General features: G+C 67.6%; 22 protein-coding genes. 7 read left to right on the top strand and 15 right to left on the bottom strand.

Translation table 11 applies throughout. The annotated features are described in order from the left end of the window. The first annotated feature begins 15 nt into the window (after positions 1–15). Complete coding sequence (locus tag R9B84_RS26530) at positions 16–795, top strand: helix-turn-helix domain-containing protein (protein WP_047903324.1); 780 nt, start codon at positions 16–18, stop codon at positions 793–795. A 69-nt stretch (positions 796–864) separates the two neighbouring features. Here the strand turns inward: R9B84_RS26530 and R9B84_RS26525 are convergent, their stop codons facing one another. The 6 genes from R9B84_RS26525 to R9B84_RS26500 all read right to left on the bottom strand — a co-directional run bounded on the left by R9B84_RS26525 (position 865) and on the right by R9B84_RS26500 (position 5234). Further along, on the bottom strand, positions 865–1215 hold the full coding sequence (locus R9B84_RS26525) for a metal ABC transporter ATPase (protein WP_423762976.1): 351 nt from the start codon (positions 1213–1215) through the stop codon (positions 865–867). 165 nt (positions 1216–1380) lie between these two features. Further along, positions 1381–1620, bottom strand: coding sequence for a hypothetical protein (locus tag R9B84_RS26520; protein WP_034179571.1), 240 nt, complete (start codon positions 1618–1620; stop codon positions 1381–1383). Between the two features lie 16 nt (positions 1621–1636). Further along, positions 1637–1927, bottom strand: coding sequence for a DUF1488 domain-containing protein (locus tag R9B84_RS26515; protein WP_423762975.1), 291 nt, complete (start codon positions 1925–1927; stop codon positions 1637–1639). A 111-nt stretch (positions 1928–2038) separates the two neighbouring features. Further along, entirely contained in the window at positions 2039–2437 is a 399-nt protein-coding gene (locus R9B84_RS26510) for a DUF488 domain-containing protein (protein WP_423762974.1), read from the bottom strand. Positions 2438–2599: 162 nt separating this feature from the next. After that, entirely contained in the window at positions 2600–3802 is a 1203-nt protein-coding gene (locus tag R9B84_RS26505; protein ID WP_423762973.1) for an amino acid aminotransferase, read from the bottom strand. 46 nt (positions 3803–3848) lie between these two features. After that, complete coding sequence (locus R9B84_RS26500; protein ID WP_423762972.1) at positions 3849–5234, bottom strand: amino acid permease; 1386 nt, start codon at positions 5232–5234, stop codon at positions 3849–3851. A gap of 323 nt (positions 5235–5557) precedes the next feature. Here R9B84_RS26500 and R9B84_RS26495 point away from each other — a divergent pair, with 323 nt between their 5' ends. After that, a complete protein-coding gene (locus tag R9B84_RS26495; RefSeq protein ID WP_263345195.1) occupies positions 5558–6031 on the top strand; it encodes an Lrp/AsnC family transcriptional regulator in 474 nt (157 codons plus the stop codon). 39 nt (positions 6032–6070) lie between these two features. Here the strand turns inward: R9B84_RS26495 and R9B84_RS26490 are convergent, their stop codons facing one another. Further along, positions 6071–6982, bottom strand: a complete 912-nt coding sequence (locus R9B84_RS26490; RefSeq protein ID WP_423762971.1) for an EamA family transporter — start codon at positions 6980–6982, stop codon at positions 6071–6073. 339 nt (positions 6983–7321) lie between these two features. Between R9B84_RS26490 and R9B84_RS26485 the strand changes: the two genes are divergently transcribed. Together R9B84_RS26485 and R9B84_RS26480 are read left to right on the top strand one after the other, a co-directional pair. Beyond that, positions 7322–8995: a phospholipase C gene (locus R9B84_RS26485; RefSeq protein WP_423762970.1), complete on the top strand. Its 1674-nt coding sequence runs from the start codon at positions 7322–7324 to the stop codon at positions 8993–8995. A 94-nt stretch (positions 8996–9089) separates the two neighbouring features. Continuing rightward, positions 9090–10511 (top strand): cytochrome-c peroxidase, encoded by a 1422-nt coding sequence (locus R9B84_RS26480; protein WP_423762969.1) that lies wholly within the window; start codon positions 9090–9092, stop codon positions 10509–10511. Positions 10512–10535: 24 nt separating this feature from the next. On the opposite strand, the gene R9B84_RS26475 is transcribed toward R9B84_RS26480, so the two are convergent. From R9B84_RS26475 to R9B84_RS26455, 5 genes are all read right to left on the bottom strand, one after another. After that, positions 10536–11267, bottom strand: a complete 732-nt coding sequence (locus R9B84_RS26475) for a class I SAM-dependent methyltransferase (RefSeq protein ID WP_423762968.1) — start codon at positions 11265–11267, stop codon at positions 10536–10538. Positions 11268–11345: 78 nt separating this feature from the next. Continuing rightward, positions 11346–12656: an NAD(P)/FAD-dependent oxidoreductase gene (locus tag R9B84_RS26470; protein ID WP_423762967.1), complete on the bottom strand. Its 1311-nt coding sequence runs from the start codon at positions 12654–12656 to the stop codon at positions 11346–11348. Further along, the gene (locus tag R9B84_RS26465; RefSeq protein WP_047903334.1) at positions 12653–13408 is read right to left on the bottom strand and encodes an amino acid ABC transporter ATP-binding protein; all 756 of its coding nucleotides are present in this window, start codon (positions 13406–13408) and stop codon (positions 12653–12655) included. Before R9B84_RS26465 ends, R9B84_RS26470 begins: the two co-directional genes overlap by 4 nt. After that, positions 13405–14061, bottom strand: coding sequence for an amino acid ABC transporter permease (locus tag R9B84_RS26460; protein WP_262544591.1), 657 nt, complete (start codon positions 14059–14061; stop codon positions 13405–13407). Before R9B84_RS26460 ends, R9B84_RS26465 begins: the two co-directional genes overlap by 4 nt. Positions 14062–14149: 88 nt before the next feature. Beyond that, entirely contained in the window at positions 14150–14926 is a 777-nt protein-coding gene (locus R9B84_RS26455; protein ID WP_423762966.1) for an ABC transporter substrate-binding protein, read from the bottom strand. A 164-nt stretch (positions 14927–15090) separates the two neighbouring features. Between R9B84_RS26455 and R9B84_RS26450 the strand changes: the two genes are divergently transcribed. After that, positions 15091–15882 (top strand): IclR family transcriptional regulator, encoded by a 792-nt coding sequence (locus R9B84_RS26450; protein ID WP_423762965.1) that lies wholly within the window; start codon positions 15091–15093, stop codon positions 15880–15882. A gap of 64 nt (positions 15883–15946) precedes the next feature. Here the strand turns inward: R9B84_RS26450 and R9B84_RS26445 are convergent, their stop codons facing one another. After that, entirely contained in the window at positions 15947–17281 is a 1335-nt protein-coding gene (locus R9B84_RS26445; RefSeq protein ID WP_423762964.1) for a chloride channel protein, read from the bottom strand. Positions 17282–17527: 246 nt separating this feature from the next. Next, the gene (locus R9B84_RS26440) at positions 17528–17989 is read right to left on the bottom strand and encodes a VOC family protein (protein ID WP_423762963.1); all 462 of its coding nucleotides are present in this window, start codon (positions 17987–17989) and stop codon (positions 17528–17530) included. 309 nt (positions 17990–18298) lie between these two features. On the opposite strand from R9B84_RS26440, the gene R9B84_RS26435 reads away from it, so the two are divergent. Further along, positions 18299–19441, top strand: a complete 1143-nt coding sequence (locus R9B84_RS26435) for a porin (protein ID WP_423762962.1) — start codon at positions 18299–18301, stop codon at positions 19439–19441. A 216-nt stretch (positions 19442–19657) separates the two neighbouring features. Next, positions 19658–19960, top strand: a complete 303-nt coding sequence (locus tag R9B84_RS26430) for a DUF4148 domain-containing protein (RefSeq protein ID WP_423762961.1) — start codon at positions 19658–19660, stop codon at positions 19958–19960. Between the two features lie 132 nt (positions 19961–20092). On the opposite strand, the gene R9B84_RS26425 is transcribed toward R9B84_RS26430, so the two are convergent. After that, positions 20093–21040, bottom strand: coding sequence for a LysR family transcriptional regulator (locus R9B84_RS26425; RefSeq protein ID WP_282510066.1), 948 nt, complete (start codon positions 21038–21040; stop codon positions 20093–20095). Between the last annotated feature and the right edge of the window lie 14 nt (positions 21041–21054).

The following is a 21054-nucleotide window of genomic DNA, read 5'->3' as shown; positions in this document are numbered from 1 at the left end:
GAGCCGGAGTGACTCATGTCCACAGCCACCGCCTGCGCCGCCGACGTACCTATCGCGCCCCGCCCGACGATTCCGCTTCGTGCGGTGACGCGCGCCGACGCCACCAAACACCCCGCCGCGCGTTGCTCGGTCTGCGCGATGCGTTCGATGTGCCTGCCGCCGCACCTGACGGCCGCCGAATACGGCCGTCTCGACGCAATCATCTGCACGACCCGGCACGTTCGCCAGGGCGATGCATTGTTCCGCACCGACGATCCGTTCCAGAGCATCTATGCGGTGCGCGCGGGTTCGTTCAAGACGGTGATGATGCATCGCGACGGCCGCGAACACGTGACGGGGTTCCAGATCGCCGGTGAAACGCTCGGAATGGACGGTATCGGCGGCGGCCAGCACTGCTGCGACGCGATCGCGCTGGAAGACAGCGTCGTGTGCATCATCCCGTTCGGCGCGCTCGAAGCAGCGTGCCGCGAGATCAAGCCGATGCAGCATTTCCTCTACCAGATGCTGAGCAGCGAAATCGTGCGCGAATCGAGCCAGATGCTGCTGCTCGGCACGATGTCGGCCGAACAGCGCGTCGCGCACTTCCTGCTGAACCTGTCGTCGCGCTTCGAGGCGCGCGGTTATTCGGCGACCGAATTCAACCTGCGGATGACGCGCGAGGAAATCGGGTGTTATCTCGGGATGAAGCTCGAAACGGTCAGCCGGATGTTCTCGCGGTTCCATCGCGATGCGGTGGTCGAAACGCGCGGCAAGCGCGTCCGCATCATCGACGCGCAGGCGCTCGCGCGGGTCTGATACGGGGCTGATTCAGGTCTGAAGTACGCACCGGGATCGTCCGCGCGGCGTCATGCGTCGCGCCGTGCGTCACCGAGCCGTGCCGTCGGTTGCGGCGTCGGTCAGCATGGCCCTTTCACCACCGGCCTGCCACGCGATCAGCACCTGTTCGGCCTGACCGAACGCGCGGCGCAGCGCGTCGTCCACGTCGTCGCCGATGCACGGCGGCAGCGGCCTGAGTGCCGCATCGTGCGAGACCAGGTCGAGCCGTACGTCGTATGTGCGCGCGCCGTCGGCCGCCACGCGCGATTCGATTGCAAGGTGGCAGCCGCCGATCAGCGCGCGAAACCGTTCGAGCCGCACCAGTTGCGCGCCGGCTTCGGCTTCGACCGCGGCGGAACCCGTGAATCCGAGGCAGGCGATCTGCATGCCCACACCCATGTTGTTTCTCCTGACTCCTGACGGCGCCGCCCGCTCGTCGACCCGCCTTGCATGCGCCGCCCGCACCGAAAGGCGGCGGCACGCGTTTTCCGTGGCATGGCGCGGATTCTTCGATCGCTGGCCTGCCGACAGGGTTCGCCCGCGCCTCCATCGGCGCGGGACCGTTCATACGTTGAAGACCTGCGACGTCTTCATCTCGATCCACGTCATACCGGCCCGCAGCCCTTCGATCATCGCTTCGCGCTCGGTCGGATATGCGTGGCTGTGCTCGAACGTATGATGAAAGCGCGCGGCTCCGCTGCCGTGCTCGACCGACACGCGGCAGCGGAATTCGCCCGATTCGCACGGGCGCGTCTCGACTTCGACCGACCAGTCGCGTTCGTGAATATTGCCCTGCAGTGTCATGCGCCCTCCTGCGGTGTCAGTCGCCGAGCCGGAAATGGCCGCTGTGCAGCAGCACCGGCCGGCCGCCGATTTCCTCGAGCATCCGTCGTGCCATCGCCTCGATCGCCGAACGGTGCGCGTCGAACGCGGCCAGCAGGTCGCGTTCGAGCAGCGACGGCGCGCCGAAATGGTCTTCCAGTGCCTCGGCTGTGACCGCGCACTGCACGCAACGTCCGTCGACCAGCGCCGAAAACGCGACGACCAGGTCGCGCGCGCAATATTCGGGCGGCTCGGGCGGGAACACAATCTGCATCTGTCCGCCAGTCATTGTCGTGATCGCTCCATGACGAGAGCATAGTGGCGCGCGCGGCCGCGCACTTGACCCACGTCAACCGGTTCGCCGCACCGCACGATCGCGATACGGCTTCGTACCTCCGCGTCAGCCCGCGTCGGGCTCGATCGCCGCGCCGCGCGCCGCGAGCAGCTCGCGCAGCACGCTGCGGTGGCAATGGCGCTCGTCGTCGCAGTAACAGCCGATCGAGAACGCGGTAGTCGCCGACAACGCCGCCAGCAGGTCCAGCACCTTCGCCGGATCGCCATGCGCCATCTCCGCGCGGAAGTGGCGCTTGAACGCGTTCCATTCGGCGTCCGTCCCGGCCGCCTGCGCCTGCGCGACGAGCTCGGGGCTCGGCGACAGCGTCGGCAACCATACATCATAGTAGTTGCGCGACGCGAATTCCGCCTTCGGCACGCCGCGCGGCGGCCGCCGCACCGTCCCGATCCGCAGGCCCTCGCCGGCCGCGCGCGGCGTGCCGAGCTGGATGATCCGGATGCCCATGTCGCTCCTCTGTCCTGTGTCCGATTCCGTGATCGTACCGCCGCGGCCGCGCGTGCGTCAGCCGGGCAGCCTACATAGCGACCGTGCAACAAAAAACCGGCTGCCTCCGCGACGGGAGACAGCCGGTTCGGCCAGCCGCATTGCGCGCCGGGCGCGCGACGCTCAGACGCCGCTCTTCAGCACCTTGCCGATTGCGTCGGCGACGATGCCGACGTTCGAGTCGTTCAGGCCCGCGACGCACATCCGCCCCGAACGCAGGATGTACACGCCGTGCACTTCGCGCAGCGCGTCGACCTGCGATTCGGTCAGCCCCGTGTAGGTGAACATCCCGCGCTGCTTCACGTAGCGCGTGAGCGCTTCGCCGCTGACGTGGTCACGCAGGCCGTCATGAATCGACTGGCGCATCCGCGCGATGCGGCGGCACATCGCCGACAGCTCCTCTTCCCACTGCTTGCGCAGCGCCGGCGTGCCGAGCACGGCCGCGACGACCTTCGCGCCGTAGGTTTGCGGGTTGCTGTAGTTCGAGCGCACGGCGCCGGCCAGCTGGCCGAGCACGCGATCGGCCGCGGCCGCATCTTCGCAGACGACGCTCAGGCCGCCCACGCGCTCGCCGTACAGCGAGAAGTTCTTCGAGAACGAGTTCGCGACCAGCGCCGGCACGCCGCGGCGGGCCAGCTCGCGCACCGCGAATGCGTCCGCGTCGAGGCCTGCGCCGAAGCCCTGGTACGCCATGTCGACGAACGGCAGCAGGCCGCGCGCCTCGATCACGTCGATCAGCTTTTCCCACTGGCCTTCGTCGAGGTCGACGCCGGTCGGGTTATGGCAGCACGCGTGCAGCAGCACGATGCTGCGCGCCGGCAGCGCGTCGATCGCCGCGAGCATCGCGTCGAACTTCAGGCCGCCGGTCGCCTCGTCGTAGTACGGGTACGTGTTCACCGTGAAGCCGGCGCGCTCGAAGATGAAGCGGTGGTTTTCCCAGCTCGGATCGCTGAGCCACACCTGCGCGTCCGGGAAGTAGCGCTTCAGGAAATCCGCGCCCACCTTCAGCGCACCCGAGCCGCCGAGCGTCTGCAGGGTCGTGATGCGGCCGGCCGCGCGGGCCGGGTGATCGGCGCCGAACACGAGCGCCTGCACGGCGTCGCGATACGCGGCCAGGCCGACCATCGGCAGGTACGGCTTCGGGCCGCTCTCGCGCTGCAGCGCGGTTTCGGCCTCGCGCACGGCGCCCATCACCGGAATCCGGCCTTCGGCATCGAAGTAGATGCCGATGCTCAGGTTGACCTTCTGGTCGCGCGGATCTTTCTGGAAGTTCTCGTTGAGCGTCAGGATCGGATCGCCCGGGTACGCGTCGATGTGTTCGAACATGGCTTGAGTCGGTCTCGTTTGGAAGAATGGTCGGTCGTGGCCTGCGTCAGCGTGCGGACGCGCCGTCGCGCATCGCATAGCCTGCATTCTTCTGACGGAAGCGATACCCGATCGCGAGCACCGCGAGCCATACCGGGATCAGGTACACCGACAGGCGGAGATCCGGCGTCAGGTACATCACGACGAGAATGCCGGTCATGAATGCCAGGCACAGGTAATTCGTGAAAGGATAGCCCAGACTGCGGAAGGAAGTCTTCTCCCCGGCTGCGCGCTTGGCCTGGCGGAACTTCAGGTGGATCAGGCTGATCATCGCCCAGTTGATGATCAGCGCCGACACGACGAGGCCCATCAGCACCTCGAACGCCTTGCCCGGCATGAAGTAGTTGACCAGCACGCACGCGCCGGTGGCGAGCGCCGACGCGCCGAGCGCGGCGAGCGGAATGCCGCGCTTGTTCACCGAGCACAGCACCTTCGGCGCGTTGCCCTGCTGAGCGAGGCCGAACAGCATCCGGCTGTTGCAGTACACGCCGCTGTTGTAGACCGACAGCGCGGCCGTCAGCACGACGACGTTCAGCACGTTCGCGACCAGGTTGCTGCTCAGCGCATGGAAGATCAGCACGAACGGGCTGCCGCCGCTGACGACCTTCTCCCACGGATACAGCGACAGCAGCACGGCGAGCGCGCCGATGTAGAAAATCAGGATGCGGTAGATGACCTGGTTGGTCGCGCGCGGGATGCTGTGCTTCGGATCGTCGGCTTCGGCCGCCGTGATGCCGACGAGCTCGAGCCCGCCGAACGAGAACATGATCGCCGCCATCGACATCACGAGGCCCGACACGCCGTTCGGGAAGAAGCCGCCGTGCTGCCACAGGTTCCGGACGCTGGCCTCCGGCCCGGCATTCCCGCTCGCGAGCAGCCAGCCGCCGAAGCCGATCATCCCGACGATCGCGGCGACCTTGATGATCGAGAACCAGAATTCCGTCTCGCCGTACGACTTCACGCTGGTCAGGTTGATCAGGTTGATCGCGACGAAGAACACGAGCGCCGACACCCAGGTCGGCACGCCCGGCCACCAGTACTGCACGTAGATCCCGACGGCCGACAGTTCGGCCATGCTGACGAGGATGTACAGCACCCAGTAGTTCCAGCCGGACAGGAAGCCCGTGAAGTGGCCGAAATACTTGTTGGCGAAGTAGCTGAACGAACCTGCGACGGGCTCGTCGACGACCATCTCGCCGAGCTGGCGCATGATGAAGAACGCAACGATGCCGGCCACCCCATAGCCGAGCAGCACGGACGGGCCAGCCATCTTGATCGTCTGCGCGATGCCGAGGAACAGCCCCGTGCCGAGCGCGCCGCCGAGCGCAATCAGCTGGATGTGCCGGTTCTTCAGCCCGCGCTTCAGGCCGTCGCTCTCGTTTCCAGAAACCATGTCTTCTCCACTTTGTCCGCCTCCGCCGGAAGCGGTGCGGCGCGCCTCGGTGTGCCGGGCGCTGTTTTTGCTGTGCCGGCGGCCGTTCGTGGAGCCGCCGGGGTTGGGGACTTGCAATTTTCGCGTGGCGGCGCCCGATTTGCGTCGGCGTGTGCCCGCCAGACCGGCCGCCGACTTGTCGCTCACGCCGCATTGCTGCGGCCGCACACGAAAATCCGGGGTCAGTTTAGCGTCGCGACGATGAAATCGGGTTGCGTAACCCGTTCATGCAAACCCTACATTATGAGATAAGATTGCGCCCAGGAGACATATGAGGAAACAAAATGCCTGAACCGGATCTCGACCGCATCGACCGCCACTTGCTGTCGATCCTGCAGGAGAACGGCCGTGCGTCGAACCTCGATCTGGCGAAGGCCGTCGGCCTGTCACCCGCACAGACATTGCGGCGCCACCGGCGGCTGGAAGAGATCGGCGCGATCCGCCGCTACGAAACCCGGCTCTGCCCCGACACGCTCGGCTTCGGCGTCACCGCGTTCGTGCACGTGACGATGGAGCGCGGGCATATCCGCGACCTGTCGAAGTTCCAGAAACTCGTGTCCGATCTCGCGCAGATCCAGGAATGTTTCTCGGTGACGGGCGACATCGACTACGTGCTGAAGGTCGTCGCGCACGATCTGAAGGGGCTGTCGCAGTTCCTGCTCGAAACGCTGATGCGGATTCCCGGCGTGAGCGGCGTGCATTCGAGCGTGTGCCTCGACGAGATCAAGTGCACGAGTGCGATGCCGGTGGAAAGCTGATTGACCAGGGCGAACGCCCTGCACGTTCGGCTGCCGCGCTCAGCGCACCGCCTCGAACACACTGATCAGCAACGCCCCTGCCGCGATCACCAGGCAACCGGCCGCACGGCGCGGCGTCAGCCGCTCGCCGAGATACACGCGCGCGATCAGCGCCGCGAACACCACGCTCGTTTCGCGCAGCGCCGACACCGGGCCCATCGGCGCGCGATCCATCGCCCAGATCACGATGCCGTACGCGAGCGCCGCGAACACGCCGCCGCACGCAGCCTTCGCCGTTTCGCCGACATCCTGCGTCAGCCGCAGCGGCCCCACGCGCAGCCGGTAGTACGCGGCCATCATCGCCCCCGTCAACACGAACATCCACGCGGTATAGCCGACCGTGCTGCCGCTTTCCCGCACGCCGATCCCGTCGACCACGCTATAGGCCGCGATCGACACGCCGGTCGCGAACGCGGTCGGCAGCACCTGCGTCATCCGGTGCTTCGCGCCGCGCCCGCCCTCCAGCCCGATCGCCACGATGCCTGCGCAGATCAGCACGAGCCCGCCTTGCGCGCCGGCGTTCAGGCGCTCGCCCGCGAACGCCGCCGCGCCGAGCGTGACGAGCAGCGGCGCGGTGCCGCGCGCGACCGGGTATGCGACGGTCAGGTCGCCGTGCTCGTAGGCGCGCACCAGCAGCAACGTATAGGCGACGTGGATCACGGCCGATGCGACGACGCAGAGCCAGCTCGCGGGCGTGATCGGCGCGGCGGCGGGAAGGAACAGCAGCGCGAACAGCCCGATCGCGATCTGCAGCACCGTGGCCGACCGCAGCCGGTCGCCGCTGCTGCGGACGAGCGCATTCCAGGACGCGTGCAGGAACGCCGCACACAAAACGGCAAACAGAACGGGGATCGGCACGCTGAATTCTCGGTAACGGTCGGCAACATGACATCGTCGTCGCGGGGCATCCATCGTATGAATCCGTCATCCGATTGTCAAAAACCCGGCACGCGCCGCCTCTCGCCTGAACCGGCCGACCGCGCCCTTTCACCCGCCCCGCGCGGCAGCGGCCCCGCGCGCCGCGAAACGGGCTCCCAAAGTTGCACGCGATCCGCCCCTTTCCGTTCTCTTTCGCGCCGCGTTGCGCCGTAATGGAATCGATACCGCAGCGCAACCCTCGCGAAACCACTCCGTCCCCATATCTTCATGCGGGACTGTTCCAATGCGCGTGCCCTCTTGCGAGCCCCGCGCCGAACCGACACGGCGACGGGGCCGCTCTCCACCATCGAAGACCTTACCTGGAGTTGCCCGATGTTCCGTCAAGCCTTGCTCGTCACCGCCTGCGCAGCCGCAGCGCTTGCGCTGTTCGCCTGCGGCGGCAGCGACGATCCGACGTCGACGCCCGCGGTGTCGTCGCAGGATGCGCTGCAGACCGCCACGCCGATCAAGCACGTGGTCGTGATCTACGGTGAAAACATCTCGTTCGACCACTATTTCGGCACCTACCCGAACGCGACGAACCCGTCGGGCGAACCGGCGTTCACCGCGAAGGCCGGCACGCCGACGCCGAACGGCCTGACGGGCACGCTGCTCACCGCGAACCCGAACTTCACGAACACGGCCAACGGCACCGACGCGGCGAACCCGTTCCGCCTCGACCGCACGCAGGCCGCGACCGCCGACCAGAACCACGCGTACACGGCCGAGCAGCAGGCCGAGGACAACGGCCTCGCCGACCTGTTCCCGAAGTACACCGGCAAGGGCTCGTCCGGCGGCGCCGGCGCGTTCGGCACGAAGGGCCAGGTGATGGGTTACTTCGACGGCAACACCGTGACGGCGCTGTGGAACTACGCGCAGCGCTTCGCGATGAGCGACAACATGTACACGACGTCGTACGGCCCGTCGACGCCGGGCGCGCTGAACGTCGTGTCGGGGCAGACCAACGGGATGCAGATCGTGAAGACGTCGAAGCAGCCTTCGACGCTCGCCGCCACCTCGTACTACATCAATGACGGCCAGGGCGGCTTCACGATGATCAACGACGTCGACCCCGGCAACGACGTGTGCTCGAGCACGACCGACCAGGCGTTGATGAGCGGCAAGAACATCGGCGACCTGCTGAACGGCGCGAAGATCACGTGGGGCGGCTTCATGGGCGGCTTCAACCTGTCGACGACCAACGGCAACGGCACGACGGGCTGCGCGCGCAGCACGGTCGCCACCGCCGTGAACGCCGCGACGTCGGACTATATCCCGCACCACAACTGGTTCCAGTACTACGCGTCGACGTCGAACCCGCAGCACACGCGACCGAGCTCGGTCGCAGCGATCGGCTCGAGCCTCCAGACCGACGGCAAGACCGCCGAACCCGCGAACCACCAGTACGACACGGACGATTTCTTCGCGGCCGTGAAGGCCGGCAACTTCCCGTCGGTCAGCTACCTGAAGGCGCCGGCCGCGCAGGATGCGCATGCGGGCTATTCGGATCCGCTCGACGAGCAGGCGTTCGTGACGAAGGTCGTCAACTTCCTGCAGCAGCAGCCGGACTGGCAGAACACGGCCGTGATCGTCACGTATGACGACTCGGACGGCTGGTACGACCACGTGTACACGGCGCCGACGCGTGCGTCGTCCGACCCGGTCGACCAGCTCAACGGCAGCGGCAAGTGCGGCACGGGCGGCACCACCGGCGTGAACGGCGCGACCGTGAACGGCCGCTGCGGCCCGGGCGTGCGCATTCCGCTGATCGTGATCTCGCCGTATGCGAAGCAGAACTACGTCGACCACACGATGCTCGACCAGTCGTCCGTCGTGCGCTTCATCGAGGACAACTGGCTCGGCGGCCAGCGCATCGGCGGCGGTTCGTTCGATGCGACGGCGGGCGACCTGCGCGCGTTGTTCGACTTCACGTCGAAGCCGAACACGACGCCGCTGTACCTCGACCCGACGCTCGGCACGGCATTGAGCGCGGCGCCGGCGATCTGACCGGTATTGCATGACCGCAAGGCCGGCGCATCACGCGCCGGCCGTTTCCATTTAACGCGCCGCTTCGTGCGGTACCCGATTTCCGACCGACAGCATGACAGCTCGCCCCGCGTTCCCGTCTCCCGACGCCTCCGGCACCCCCGCGCCGCGTTCCCCTTCCCGCCTGCTGCGCCGCGCGGCGTTCGTGCTCGGCGCGGCCGCGCTCGGTTATGGCGCGTTCGCGATCGCGTTCCCCGCGCAGGTGCCCGCGGCGATCGGCACCGTCGTCGCCGACTGGACGGGCGCGAATCCGCATCCGGTCGTGCTGCAGCGGCCCGCCGCGCAGCCGCTGTCGGCGGTCGCGCAGCTCGGGCGCGCGCTGTTCGCCGATCCGTCGCTGTCCGCGTCGGGCAAGCAGTCATGCGCGTCGTGCCACAGCCCCGATCGTGCGTACGGGCCGCCGAACGCGCTCGACGTGCAGCCGGGCGGCCTCGCGATGACGCAGCAGGGGTATCGCCCGCCGCCGTCGCTGATGTACCTGTATCGTCAACCGAACTTCAGCATCGGCCCCGATGCCGGTGAAAACGACGCCGCACCGAGTGTCGCGCAGCAGGCCGCGTCGGCGGCCGGGGTCGTCAAGGCGCAGAAGGTGGCCGGCACGTCGGCCGCGCCGCAGCTCGTGCCGCAGGGCGGGATGTTCTGGGACGGCCGCGCCGATACGTTGCAGCAGCAGGCGTTCGGGCCGCTGCTGAATCCGGTCGAGATGGCGAACGCGAGCATCGACGACGTCGCGCGCAAGCTCGCGCAGTCGTCGCACCGCGCGCAGCTCGAGCAGTTGTTCGGCGCGCGCGTGTTCGACAGCCCGCAGCTCGCGGTGTCGGAGGCGATGTTCGCGATCGCGCGGTATCAGGTCGAGGATCCGTCGTTCCATCCGTACAACAGCAAGTACGATCGCTGGCTCGAAGGCCGTGCGCGCCTGTCGCAGGCCGAACTGCGCGGGCTGCGCCTGTTCAACGATCCGGACAAGGCGAATTGCGCGGGCTGCCACCTGTCGAAGCCGGGCAAGGACGGACTGCCGCCGATGTTTACCGACTACCAGTACGAGGCGCTCGGCGCGCCTCGCAACAAGCAGCTTGCGCAGAACCGCAATGCGGCGTTCTACGATCTCGGCGTGTGCGGGCCGTTCCGCGACGACCTGAAGGACCAGACGCAGTATTGCGGGATGTTCCTCACGCCGACGCTGCGCAACTCGGCGACGCGCCAGGTGTTCTTCCACAACGGCGTGTTCCACACGCTCGACCAGGTGATGGCGTTCTACAACGAGCGCAGCATCTCGCCGCAGAAGTTCTATTCGCGCGGTGCGGACGGCAAGGTCGACGAGTACGACGACATTCCGCCGAAGTATCGCGCGAACGTCGACGTGACCGATGCGCCGTTCGATCGCAAGCCCGGCGACAAACCCGCGATGACGGCGCAGGATATCAAGGATATCGAAGCGTTCCTCGGCACGTTGAACGACGAGCCGGTACGGCACTGAGCGCGGGTTGAGGGGCGCGCCGCGTCAGCAGCGCGCGCGGATGCACAGGAAGGCCGGCGCCAGCGACAACTCCGCATGGAGCCGTTCGGACGCGGCCTTCATCTCCGGCAGCGGCTTCGGCTCGACGAACCGGTCGAGCTGCCAGCCGCCGTCGGCTACCGCGTTCAGGATGTCGGCGAGCGGCCGCCGCCAGGCCTCGACATACGGCTTCGGTTCGCCGAAGCCCGACCAGTGAAAGCCGAACCGGGACGTGTCGAAGTAAACGCCCTCGCCGCGCGTGCGTTCATCCATCCAGTCGCGCATCGGATGCGCCATCGAGAACACGAGCGTTGCACCCGGCCGTGCGACGCGCCGGAATTCGCGCAGCGTCGGCGCGAGATCGCGCACGTAGTCGAGCGCGAGCGCGCACAGCACCTTGTCGACCGCACGGTCGGGCAGCCAGTCGAGCGGCGCCGCCAGATCGCCTTCCACCACGTCGACCGCGAGGCCCGCGCAGCGCGTTCTCGCGAGCGCGACCATCTCCGGCGTGACGTCGAATGCATGCATGGTCGCGCCGTGCCGCGCAAGGTGCTCGCTGCAGATGCCGGGCCCGCAGCCGGCATCGAGCACCGTCAGGCCGTCGACATCGCCGAGCAGCGCCATCGTCGCCGGACGCTCATAGAGCGCGTTGTGCGCCTTCGTCGGCGCGATGTCCGCATAGCGTTGCGCGAAGCTCGCGTACGCGCGGCGGCCGGGGGCATCGTTCGGATCGGTCATGCGGCATCCATCGTCGGAAACAGGGAGTGTGGATTCTGCCCGATCGGACGACCGATGGCGACCCGCGTCCGCGCTCCGTCAGGAAAGGCTGTCGAGCAGCCGATACCAGGCCACCCCGGCCGCGATATAGAAGCGCTGCAGCCCGTGAAACGGAATCGGCCGGATCGGCGTGGCCCGGAACGGCAGCGGCAATTGCGCATCGCCCGACAGGTGCGCGGCCAGATGCTTGCCGAGCGTCGTCGCCATCGCGATGCCGCGGCCGTTGTAGCCGAGCGCGATCGTCACGCCCGGTGCGGGCTCGTGCACGTGCGGCATGAAATCCGCGGTGATCGCGACGCGCCCTGCCCAGCGATATTCGAACCGGACGCCCTTCAGTTGCGGATACAACAGCGTCGTCGCACGCTCGAGATGGCGCCAGTCGCTCGTCGCGCGCGGCTCCGCGAACGGGCCGCGGCCGCCCATCAGCAGGCGGCCGGCCGCGTCGCGGCGGAAGTACAGCAGCAGGCGCCGCGCATCCGATGCGACCTCGCCGCCGGCGAGAATGTCGCGACCGAGATCCGGCGGGAGCGGCTGCGTCGCGACGATGAAACTGTTCGCGGCGATCACCGACTGGCGCAAGCCGGGCCACAGCCCGTCCGTGTAGCCGTTGGTCGCGATCACGACGCGATCCGCCGACAGCGTCGCACCGCCGGCCGTCGCGATCCGCCAGCGGCCGTCGGCACGCGTCAGCCCGACGGCGCGCGTCAGCCCGTGCACGACCGCCCCGCTCGCCTGCGCGGCGCGCACGAGGCCGCGCGTATAGCTGAGCGGCTGCACGCTGCCTGCGCGGCGATCGATCCAGCCGCCCGCGTAGGCGTGCGTGCCGAGCCGTCGCGCGACGTCGTCGCGGCCCAGCACTTCGACCGGTGCGCCGCGCGCGGCCCACTGCTGCGCGCGACGCGCGACCGTATCGAGCATCGCGGCGGTCGGCGCCGGCTGGATCCAGCCGTTGCGACGCGCATCGCAGTCGATCCCATGCCGCGCGATCAGGTCGAACACCGTGTCGGCCGCGCCGCCGACCACGCCGGCAAGCTGCTCGCCGGCCTGGTCGCCGAACCGGCGGATCAGTTCGTCGGGGTCGTATTTCAGCCCGGGGATCACTTGCCCGCCGTTGCGGCCCGACGCACCCCAGCCCGGCTGCGCGCCGTCGATCACGCGCACGTTCGCACCGCGTTCGGCCAGGTGGAGCGCAGTCGACAGACCCGTGAAGCCGGCGCCGACGATCGCCACGTCGCACGACGCGGACGCATCGAGTGCGGGGGTGTCGGGCGCCGGCGCGGCCGTCGCCGCCCACAGCGAATCCGGCCACCGGGAGTCGGGCCACGCGGGTACCGCTTTCCTGTCGCTCATGTTCGATCCGGGTTGGCGGCGCCGTCCGACGCCAGCAGACGGCGCAGGAATTCCTGCGTGCGGGGATGCTTCGGCTGCGTGAGCACGTCGCGCGCGGGCCCGCTTTCGCAGATGGTGCCGTCGTGCAGGAAGCACACGCGATCGGCCACCTCGCGCGCGAACCCCATCTCGTGCGTGACGACCACCATGGTCATCCCGTCGCGCGCGAGCCCGCGCATCACGCCGAGCACTTCGCCGACGAGTTCGGGGTCGAGCGCCGACGTCGGCTCGTCGAACAGGATCGCCTGCGGCTCCATCGCCAGCGCGCGTGCGATCGCGACGCGCTGCTGCTGGCCGCCCGACAGCTCGGACGGATACGCATTCATCCGGTGCGCGAGCCCGACCTTGTCGAGCAGCGCGCGGGCCTGCTCGCGCGCTTGCGCGGCCGGCACCCGCCGCACGTGTACGGGACCTTCCATCACGTTCTCGAGCGCCGTGCGGTGCGAGAACAGGTTGAAGCGCTGGAACACCATGCCAACCCGCATCCGCAGCTCGTGGATACGCTTCGAATGCGCATCGACCTTCACGCCGTCGATCGTGATCGAGCCTTCGTCGTAGGTCTCGAAGCCGTTGATACAGCGCAGCACGGTCGATTTGCCCGAGCCGGACGGCCCGATCAGGCACACGACTTCGCCCTGCTGCACGTCGAGACTCACGCCCTTCAGCACGGCGTGCTGATGGAAGCGCTTGTGTATCGAATCGATCCGGATCATGCGCTTCTCCTCAGCGCGAGCCGCTTGCCGAGCCGGTTCACGCCGAACATCAGCGGCAGTCCGAGCGCGAGATACAGCAGCGCGACGAGCGTATAAACGCTCATGTTCTGGAACGTCGACGACGCGATCAACTGGCCGGCGCGCGTGATCTCCGCGACCGTGATCGTCGACGCAACCGACGAATCCTTCAGCAGCATCACGAGCGTGTTGCCGTACGGCGGCAGCGCGATGCGGAACGCCTGCGGCAGCACCACGCGCCGCATGATCATCGGCCCGCGCATGCCGATCGCGTGCGCGGCCTCGATCTGGCCGCGGTCGATCGCCTCGATGCCGGCGCGGAAGTTTTCCGCCTGGTAGGCCGAGTACGCGATGCCGAGGCCGAGCACGCCGGCCTGGAACGCCGACAGTTGCACGCCGAGATCGGGCAGCACGAAGTACATGTAGAACAGTTGCACGATGATCGGCAGCCCGCGGATCACGTTGACGATCGTGCTGCCGGCCGTCGCCACGGCGCGGTTGTGTGACACCTTCAGCAACGCGAGGATCAGCCCGAGCACCGAGCTGAGCACGAACGCGCATGCCGTGATCTCGATCGTGACCACCGCCCCCTTCAACAGGATCGGCAGGAAATCGATCGCGTTCTGAAAAAACATGAGGTTTCCTATTCGATGGCCGAATGGCGCGCCGCAATGGGTGCCCGCAAGGCGCGGGCGATACCGGTCAGGAATCGGGAGCCGGCGCTCAGCTCATGTGCCACTTCTGCAGGATCTGCTGCAGCGTGCCGTCGCTCTTCATCTTGCGGATCGCGCCGTTGAGCTGCTCGAGCGTCGCGGTATCGCCCTTGCGCACGATGAAGCAGACCTGCCCCTTCACGACGCTCTGGTATTCGGGTACGAGCCGCACGTCGCGGTTGACGCCGTGTTCGATCTGGTACGCGACGATCGGCTGGTCGGCGAAGCCCGCCTTGATGCGCCCGAGCGCGACGTCGCGCATGATGTCGGCGATCGAATCGTAGGTCCGGACTTCCTTGAAGATGCCCTTCTTGTTGAGCGCGTCGACGAACGCCGTACCGACCTGCGCGCCGACCACCTGCCCCTTGAAATCGTCCATCGACGTATAGCGGCCCGGGTCGTCCGCCTTCACGATCAGGCCTTCGCCAAACGAATAGACCGTGTCGGAGAAATCGACGACCTGCTGGCGCGCGGGCGTCTTCAGCATCGCGGCCGAGATGATGTCGATCTTCTGCGTGGTGAGCGACGGAATGAGCGCCGAGAACACGGTCTGCTGCACGTCGACGCGAAAACCGGCCGATTTCCCGGCCGCGGTGATCGCGTCGACCATCATGCCCTGGATCGAATTGCTCTTGACGTCGAGAAACGTGAACGGCACGCCGGTGGCCGTCGCGCCGACCTTCAGCGTCGGCTCGGCCGCGACGGCGCCCGCCGATGCCGCGGAAATGGCGATACAGGTGGCGAAACCGGCGGCCAGTGCGCCGAACCGCTTGATGAACGAAACCATGATGTCTCCTTCTCGAATAAGCCAGTACGCCGTCCAGTCGCCGATCGACGGTGCGACGATGACTTGATCTTAAAGCGAATCAAAAATATCGCAAATAGATTTTTGCGTATCGATATTCGATACGTTATGATTCGATATCGAATCGATCAAGCCTCCCCTTGCTCATGGAAACATCGCCCGATCAGTCAAACGACCTGCTGTTCAACCAGTCGCTGGAGAAAGGGCTGAACGTGCTGCGCGCGTTCAGCGCGAAGCGGCGCACGATGACGCTCGCAGAAGTGGCCGACGCGGCGGGGATGACGAAGAGCTCGGCACAGCGGATGGTCTATACGCTCGAGAGGCTCGGCTATATCCGCAAGCATCCGGTCACGCGGCGTTACCAGCTCACGCCGCACGTGATGCGGATCGGCTTCAACTACCTCGCGGCCGATACGCTGATCGACGTCGCAAATCCGTTCCTGTCCGAGCTCACGAACCTGACCGGCGAAACCACCAACCTCACCGAGCCGGACGAGGACGAGATGGTGTACGTCGCGCGTTTCGTATCGACGAAGTTCGTGCCGATCCACATGCCGATCGGCAGCCGCATCCCGATGTTCTGCACCGGCAGCGGCCGCGCGTTCCTGAGCGCGCTGCCGCCCGACGATGCGCGCGCGCGGCTCGACGGCATGGCGCGCACGCCGCACACGCCGCGCACGGTCACGGCGCTCGACGCACTCGTCGCGCTGCTCGACAGCGCGCGGCACGAAGGCTACGCCACCAACCAGGAAGAACTGTTCATCGGCGACATGTCGATCGCGGCACCCGTGCTCGGCAGCCAGGGGCAGCCCGTCGCGGCCGTGCATGTGGTCGCGCCGACGAGCCGCTGGACGTTCGACGACGCACGCCGCAAGCTCGCGCCGGCCGTGATCGACTGCGCGCGCGGCATCAGCAATTCGATCCGGACGCTCGAATAGTGTCTGCGATCGGGGAATGGCAGCGCCGCTGCATTGCGCAGCGGCGCTTGATCGCTCGTGCGCGTCAGCGCGTCACCGCCGGGTATTCGCTCACCATCGCGACCGCCTTCTCGCGCCGCTCGGCCAGCCGCTGCGCGAACCGATACGCGACGAGCGCCCCGGCCACCGCAAGCAGCATCGGCACGAGGCTGTCGTGATTCGCGCGCGTGAATTCGAGCAGCAGCACGACGGCCGTAATCGGCATCTGCATCGACGCGGCGAGAAACGCGGTCGCGCCGACCAGCGCGCATCCGCCAATCGACGCGCCCGGCCACACGAGGCTCCACAGCCCGCCCAGCACGATGCCGAGCAGCGCACCGTTCGCGAGGCCCGGCGTCAGCAGGCCGCCCTCGGCACCGGCCCGCAGGCTGCCCGCCTCGATCAGCACCTTAAGCACCAGCAGCGCCGCTGCCAGACCGATCGTCAGCGTGCCGTCGAAACTCAGCGACGCCGGCCCCTTGCCGTTGCCGAGCAGTTGCGGAAACCGCATCGCGAGAAATCCGATCACCGCGAAGTTGACCAGCGCGAGCACGGGCAGCCGCCAGTCTTTCCGCGCGTTCGCCCGTGCACGGGTCGTGAGCCGCACGAAGCCGTACGCGGCGAAGCCGAACAGCGGCCCGCAGACGATCGACCATGCGACGAGCGGCGTACTCAGCGCGAACGCAGGCACCGTGTACTGGTGTTCGTTGCCGAGGCCGATCCACGCGACGGCCGCCGCAATCGCCGACGTCACGACCGCCACGATCAGCGCGCGCAGTTCGAACGTGCCGAGCAGCACTTCGAGCACGAAGATCGCGCCGCCGAGCGGCACGTTGTAGACGGCCGCGAGGCCGGCGCCGGCACCGCACGCGACCATCAGCCGGCAGTCGTCGGGCGTCAGCCCCGCGCGATGCGCAAGCTGCCCGGCGAGCAGCGAACCGATTTCGCGCGGCGCGACTTCGCGGCCGAGCGGCGAGCCGAGCGCGACGGTGACGATCTGCAGCAGCGCGTGAATCGTCGTGCTGACGAACGGCATCCGCGGATCGCCCGCGCGCACCGCGCGGCGAATGCTGACCAGCGGCCGGCCGTACCGGTAAAGCGCCCACCAGCCGCCGCCGGCGACGATCCCGCAGACGATCAGCACCACGAGCCTGCGCAACGGATCAGCGCCGGTCACGCCGGTCAGGAAGCTCTCGGTGCCGATCACGTGCGCGACGCTGTAGCCGTACGCGACGTGCTGGATCGCATGCAGCAGCAGCGCGAGCAGCATGCCGCCGAGCCCAGCGCCGACGCCGGTCAGGATCGTGACGGCCGCCACGCGTGCGAACGGGCTGGCAGGCGGTGAAGCGGATGCGGGAGCGGACGGGAGATCGAGGCGCATGAGGTCGGCGAACGGGGATCGAAAGGACGGCGCGCAACCCGCGCGCCGTCGTCAGGACCGCATCGTAGGCCTGCGCCTCTCATGAGACAAACGTATTTTTCGAATCGACTCATGCATTTTTCGAATGCATAAGCACGGCTGGCTTGTAACCGCCTTCCGCATCAACTCGATCGATCCGGATGAGTGACGCGCTCCGGTTTACGCCGCATGGTTGGATGAAAAGCATCGATGCGCGCGCACCGCGCATCAGGACCAGCCTTCAAACGACAAGCCTGTTTCGGCAGCCGCTTCCTCCGGCGTCACGTCGCGCACGTGCTGGCCGAACGTCCACACGTGCTGTTCCGGATCACGCGCGCGATACGTGCGGTCGCCATAGAACTGGTCGGCCGGCTCCTGCAGGATTTCCGCGCCGGCCTGTCGCGCGCGTTCGCAATGGGCGTCGAGGCCGTCGGCAAGCTGCACGTGCACGCTTTGCGTGTTCCTGCCGCCGATCTCCTGCGGGCTCGCGACGAAATCGGCCCAGTGTCCGCCGATCATCACGACGCCGCCGCGATGCGTCAGCTCGGCATGCGCGACCTGCCCGTCGGGCGTACGGACGACGATGCCGCGGGCGAAGCCGAACGCGCGCTCCAACCATTCGAGCGCGGCGCTCGGATCGCGGTAATACACGGCGACGCTGATCGGCGGATGGCGGTCGGGCTGGCGCATCGTGTGTCTCCGGTCGTGGGCACGAGCGACTCATTCTCCGCGAGTCGCCCGTACCGATCAACCGTCGTGCCGCGCCCCGCGCTTGTTGCAACGGCGCGACAGCCGAGTCGCGCCGGGCGGATACCGCGTGCCGGTCATCTCGCAAAAACGCCCCGCGTCGGGCGCGCGCGGCGCGTCGTGTCAGTTTTGTGAAGGACCGTTGCCGGATCCGGAAAGGTGCGCTCGCGGCCCCGGCGGCCTTGCGCGTGCCGTGCATTCCTATACTTGCGCCGAACTTTTGTTTCCAGTCCCACACGCAGGAGCCTCACCATGAAAAAAAACCTGATCGCCGGCGCATGCACCGCGGCGCTGTTCGCACCGCTCGCCCACGCGCAAAGCTCGGTCACGCTGTACGGCCTGATCGACGCCGGCATCGCCTACACCAACAACGTGAATGGCGCGTCGCAGTGGCGCATGGCCAGCGGCACGATCAATGGCAGCCGCTTCGGCCTGCGCGGCAGCGAGGATCTCGGCGGCGGCCTGAAGGCGCTGTTCGTGCTCGAAAACGGCTTCAACGCGAACAACGGCGGGCTCGGCCAGGACGGCAAGCTGTTCGGCCGCCACGCGTATGTCGGCCTGAGCCAGGCCGGCTACGGCACGCTGACGCTCGGCCGCCAGTACGACACGATGGTCGACTTCGTCGCGCCGCTGTCCGCGACGGCCGGCGACTTCGGCGACGCGGGCTTCGCGCATCCATTCGACAACGACAACCTGAACCACTCGCTGCGCATCAACAACGCGGTCAAGTACACGAGCGATTCGCTCGCGGGCTTCAAGGTCGGCGCGATGTACGCGTTCTCCAACTCGACGAACTTCAGCGCCAACCGCGCATACAGCGTCGCGGCGAGCTACACGAACGGCCCGTTGAAGGTGGCCGGCGCGTACCTGCAGATGAACGGCACGAAGGGCTCGACGAGCGCGAGCCCCGGCGCGACAGATTCCGCCGAAGCGAAGAGCGTGAGCCAGGGCGGCTGGTCGATCGGCTCGGACCGCATGCGCACGTACGGCGGCGGCGTCAGCTACGTGTTCGGCCCGGCAACCGTCGGCTTCGTCTATACGCGTTCGCAGTACGACAACACGGGCTCGTTCGGCTCGACCGGCCAGGTCGCGTTCAACAACTACGACGTGAACGTGCGCTATGCGGTGACGCCGGCCGTCAGCCTCGGCGCGGCTTACGTGTACACGGACGCCAGCGTGTCGAACCCGGACAGCAAGCACGGCACCGATCCGAAGTGGCACCAGGTCGACCTGCAGGCCGTGTACAAGCTGTCGCGCCGCACCGACCTGTACGCGGAGGCGATGTATCAGCACGCGTCCGGCCGCGGCTATCAGGCGTTCATCAACACGTCGGGCGGCGCATCGAGCACGGCGAACCAGATCGTCGGCACGATCGGCATGCGCACGCGCTTCTGACCGGCGTGAGGCAACGTCGCCCGCCGGCAACGAACCCGTGTTCGCATACGGGTTCGTTCGCCGCGGGCGACGTGCGCCAATGTTGTTCCATCTGGAAGGCAGCCTGCCTGGAATCGGGGTTTTTGCATGTGCAAGCGCTGCGTAGACTCGTATCGAAGCTCCGGGTCGCGCATCGCGCGTCGAACCGGCCACCTCCCCCTTGCTCAGGAGAACCTCGTGAAATCGCTCGTCGTTACCGCCGCCGCTGCCGTCCTGCTTGCCGCACCGGCCCTGTCGTTCGCCCAGTCGGCGAAGTCGCCCGTCACGCGCGCGCAGGTGCTGCAGGAACTGGTCGATCTCGAGTCGGTCGGCTACAACCCGGCGCGCGGTGAAATCGGCAACTATCCGGAAGACATCATGGCGGCGCAGGAACGACTGCAGGCGAAGCGTCTCGCGGAACGGAAAGCCGCTCAGGCCGCATACGGCCCGGCCGGCGAGCCGGCAACCGAATCGGGCGCGGCGGCGAAACCCGCGCTGTGACGACATGACGATGCGCGTCGCCCGCATGAATCGTGTGCTGCGGGCGGCGCATATGCCACGTGTGCATGAAGAAGCCTGTCGCGCGATCGCCGGCCACCGCAATGTATCGACGTGCCGGTGCGCGCCCCGCGCTCAGGCGGCCTGCGGTTCGCGGCCGATCGCGTTGAGCATCTCGACGTCGCGCGCGATCATCCCAGGCACCTGCGCACGCAGCATCTCGACCCAGGTCCGCACCTTCGCGTCGACGAAGCGGCGCGACGGATACAGCGCATACACGTTCATCTTCTGCAGGATATGCGCGGGCAGCACGCGCACGAGCGTGCCGTCGCGCAGCGCGTCGATCGCCGAGTACAGCGGCAGCATGCCGATCCCGATGCCGTCGCGGATCGCGAGTGCGAGCGATTCGGCCGTATTGGTCTGCACCGGCCCGGCGACGTGGATCTGCTCGACGCCTTCCGGCCCTTCGAGTACCCATTCGTGGGTCGGGAACGCGGGCGTACACAGCGTCAGGCACGCGTGCGCGGCGAGATCCTGCGGACGGGCCGGCACGCCGTGCCGTTTCACATAGTCGGGCGACGCGCACAGGATGCTGAACGTCGAGCCGAGCAGATGCGACACCAGCTCCGAATCCGGCAGCGACGACGCGGTCACGACGGCCATGTCGCTCGTGCCGTCGAACAGGTCGGGCATGCGCTGCGACAGCGACAGTTCGATCGACACGTCCGGGAACTGCGCGTGATAGCGCGTCAGCGCGGGCAATACATAGTGATGGCCGACGCTCGCGAAGCTGTGCATGCGCAGCACGCCGGCCGGCCGCTCGTGCGCGCAGCTCGCCTCTTCTTCAGCGCGGTCGACGTCGGCGAGGATCTGGCGGCAGCGCCGCAGATAGCTTTCGCCGGCCGACGTCAGCGCGAGGCGGCGGGTCGAGCGATTCATCAGACGGGTGCGCAGGCGCGCCTCGAGCTCCGACACCGCGCGCGACATCGCGCCCGTCGTCGAATTCAGCGATTGCGCAGCGGCGGTGAAGCTGCCGGTCTCGACGACGCGCGAAAACACCCGCATGTTTTGTAGGGTATCCATTCCTGTGAGCAACC

The organism is Burkholderia sp. NLJ2 (genome assembly GCF_049487195.1).
In the GTDB taxonomy this organism is placed as follows: Bacteria; Pseudomonadota; Gammaproteobacteria; order Burkholderiales; family Burkholderiaceae; genus Burkholderia; species Burkholderia pyrrocinia.
This window is presented reverse-complemented; position numbering and strand designations above follow the sequence as displayed.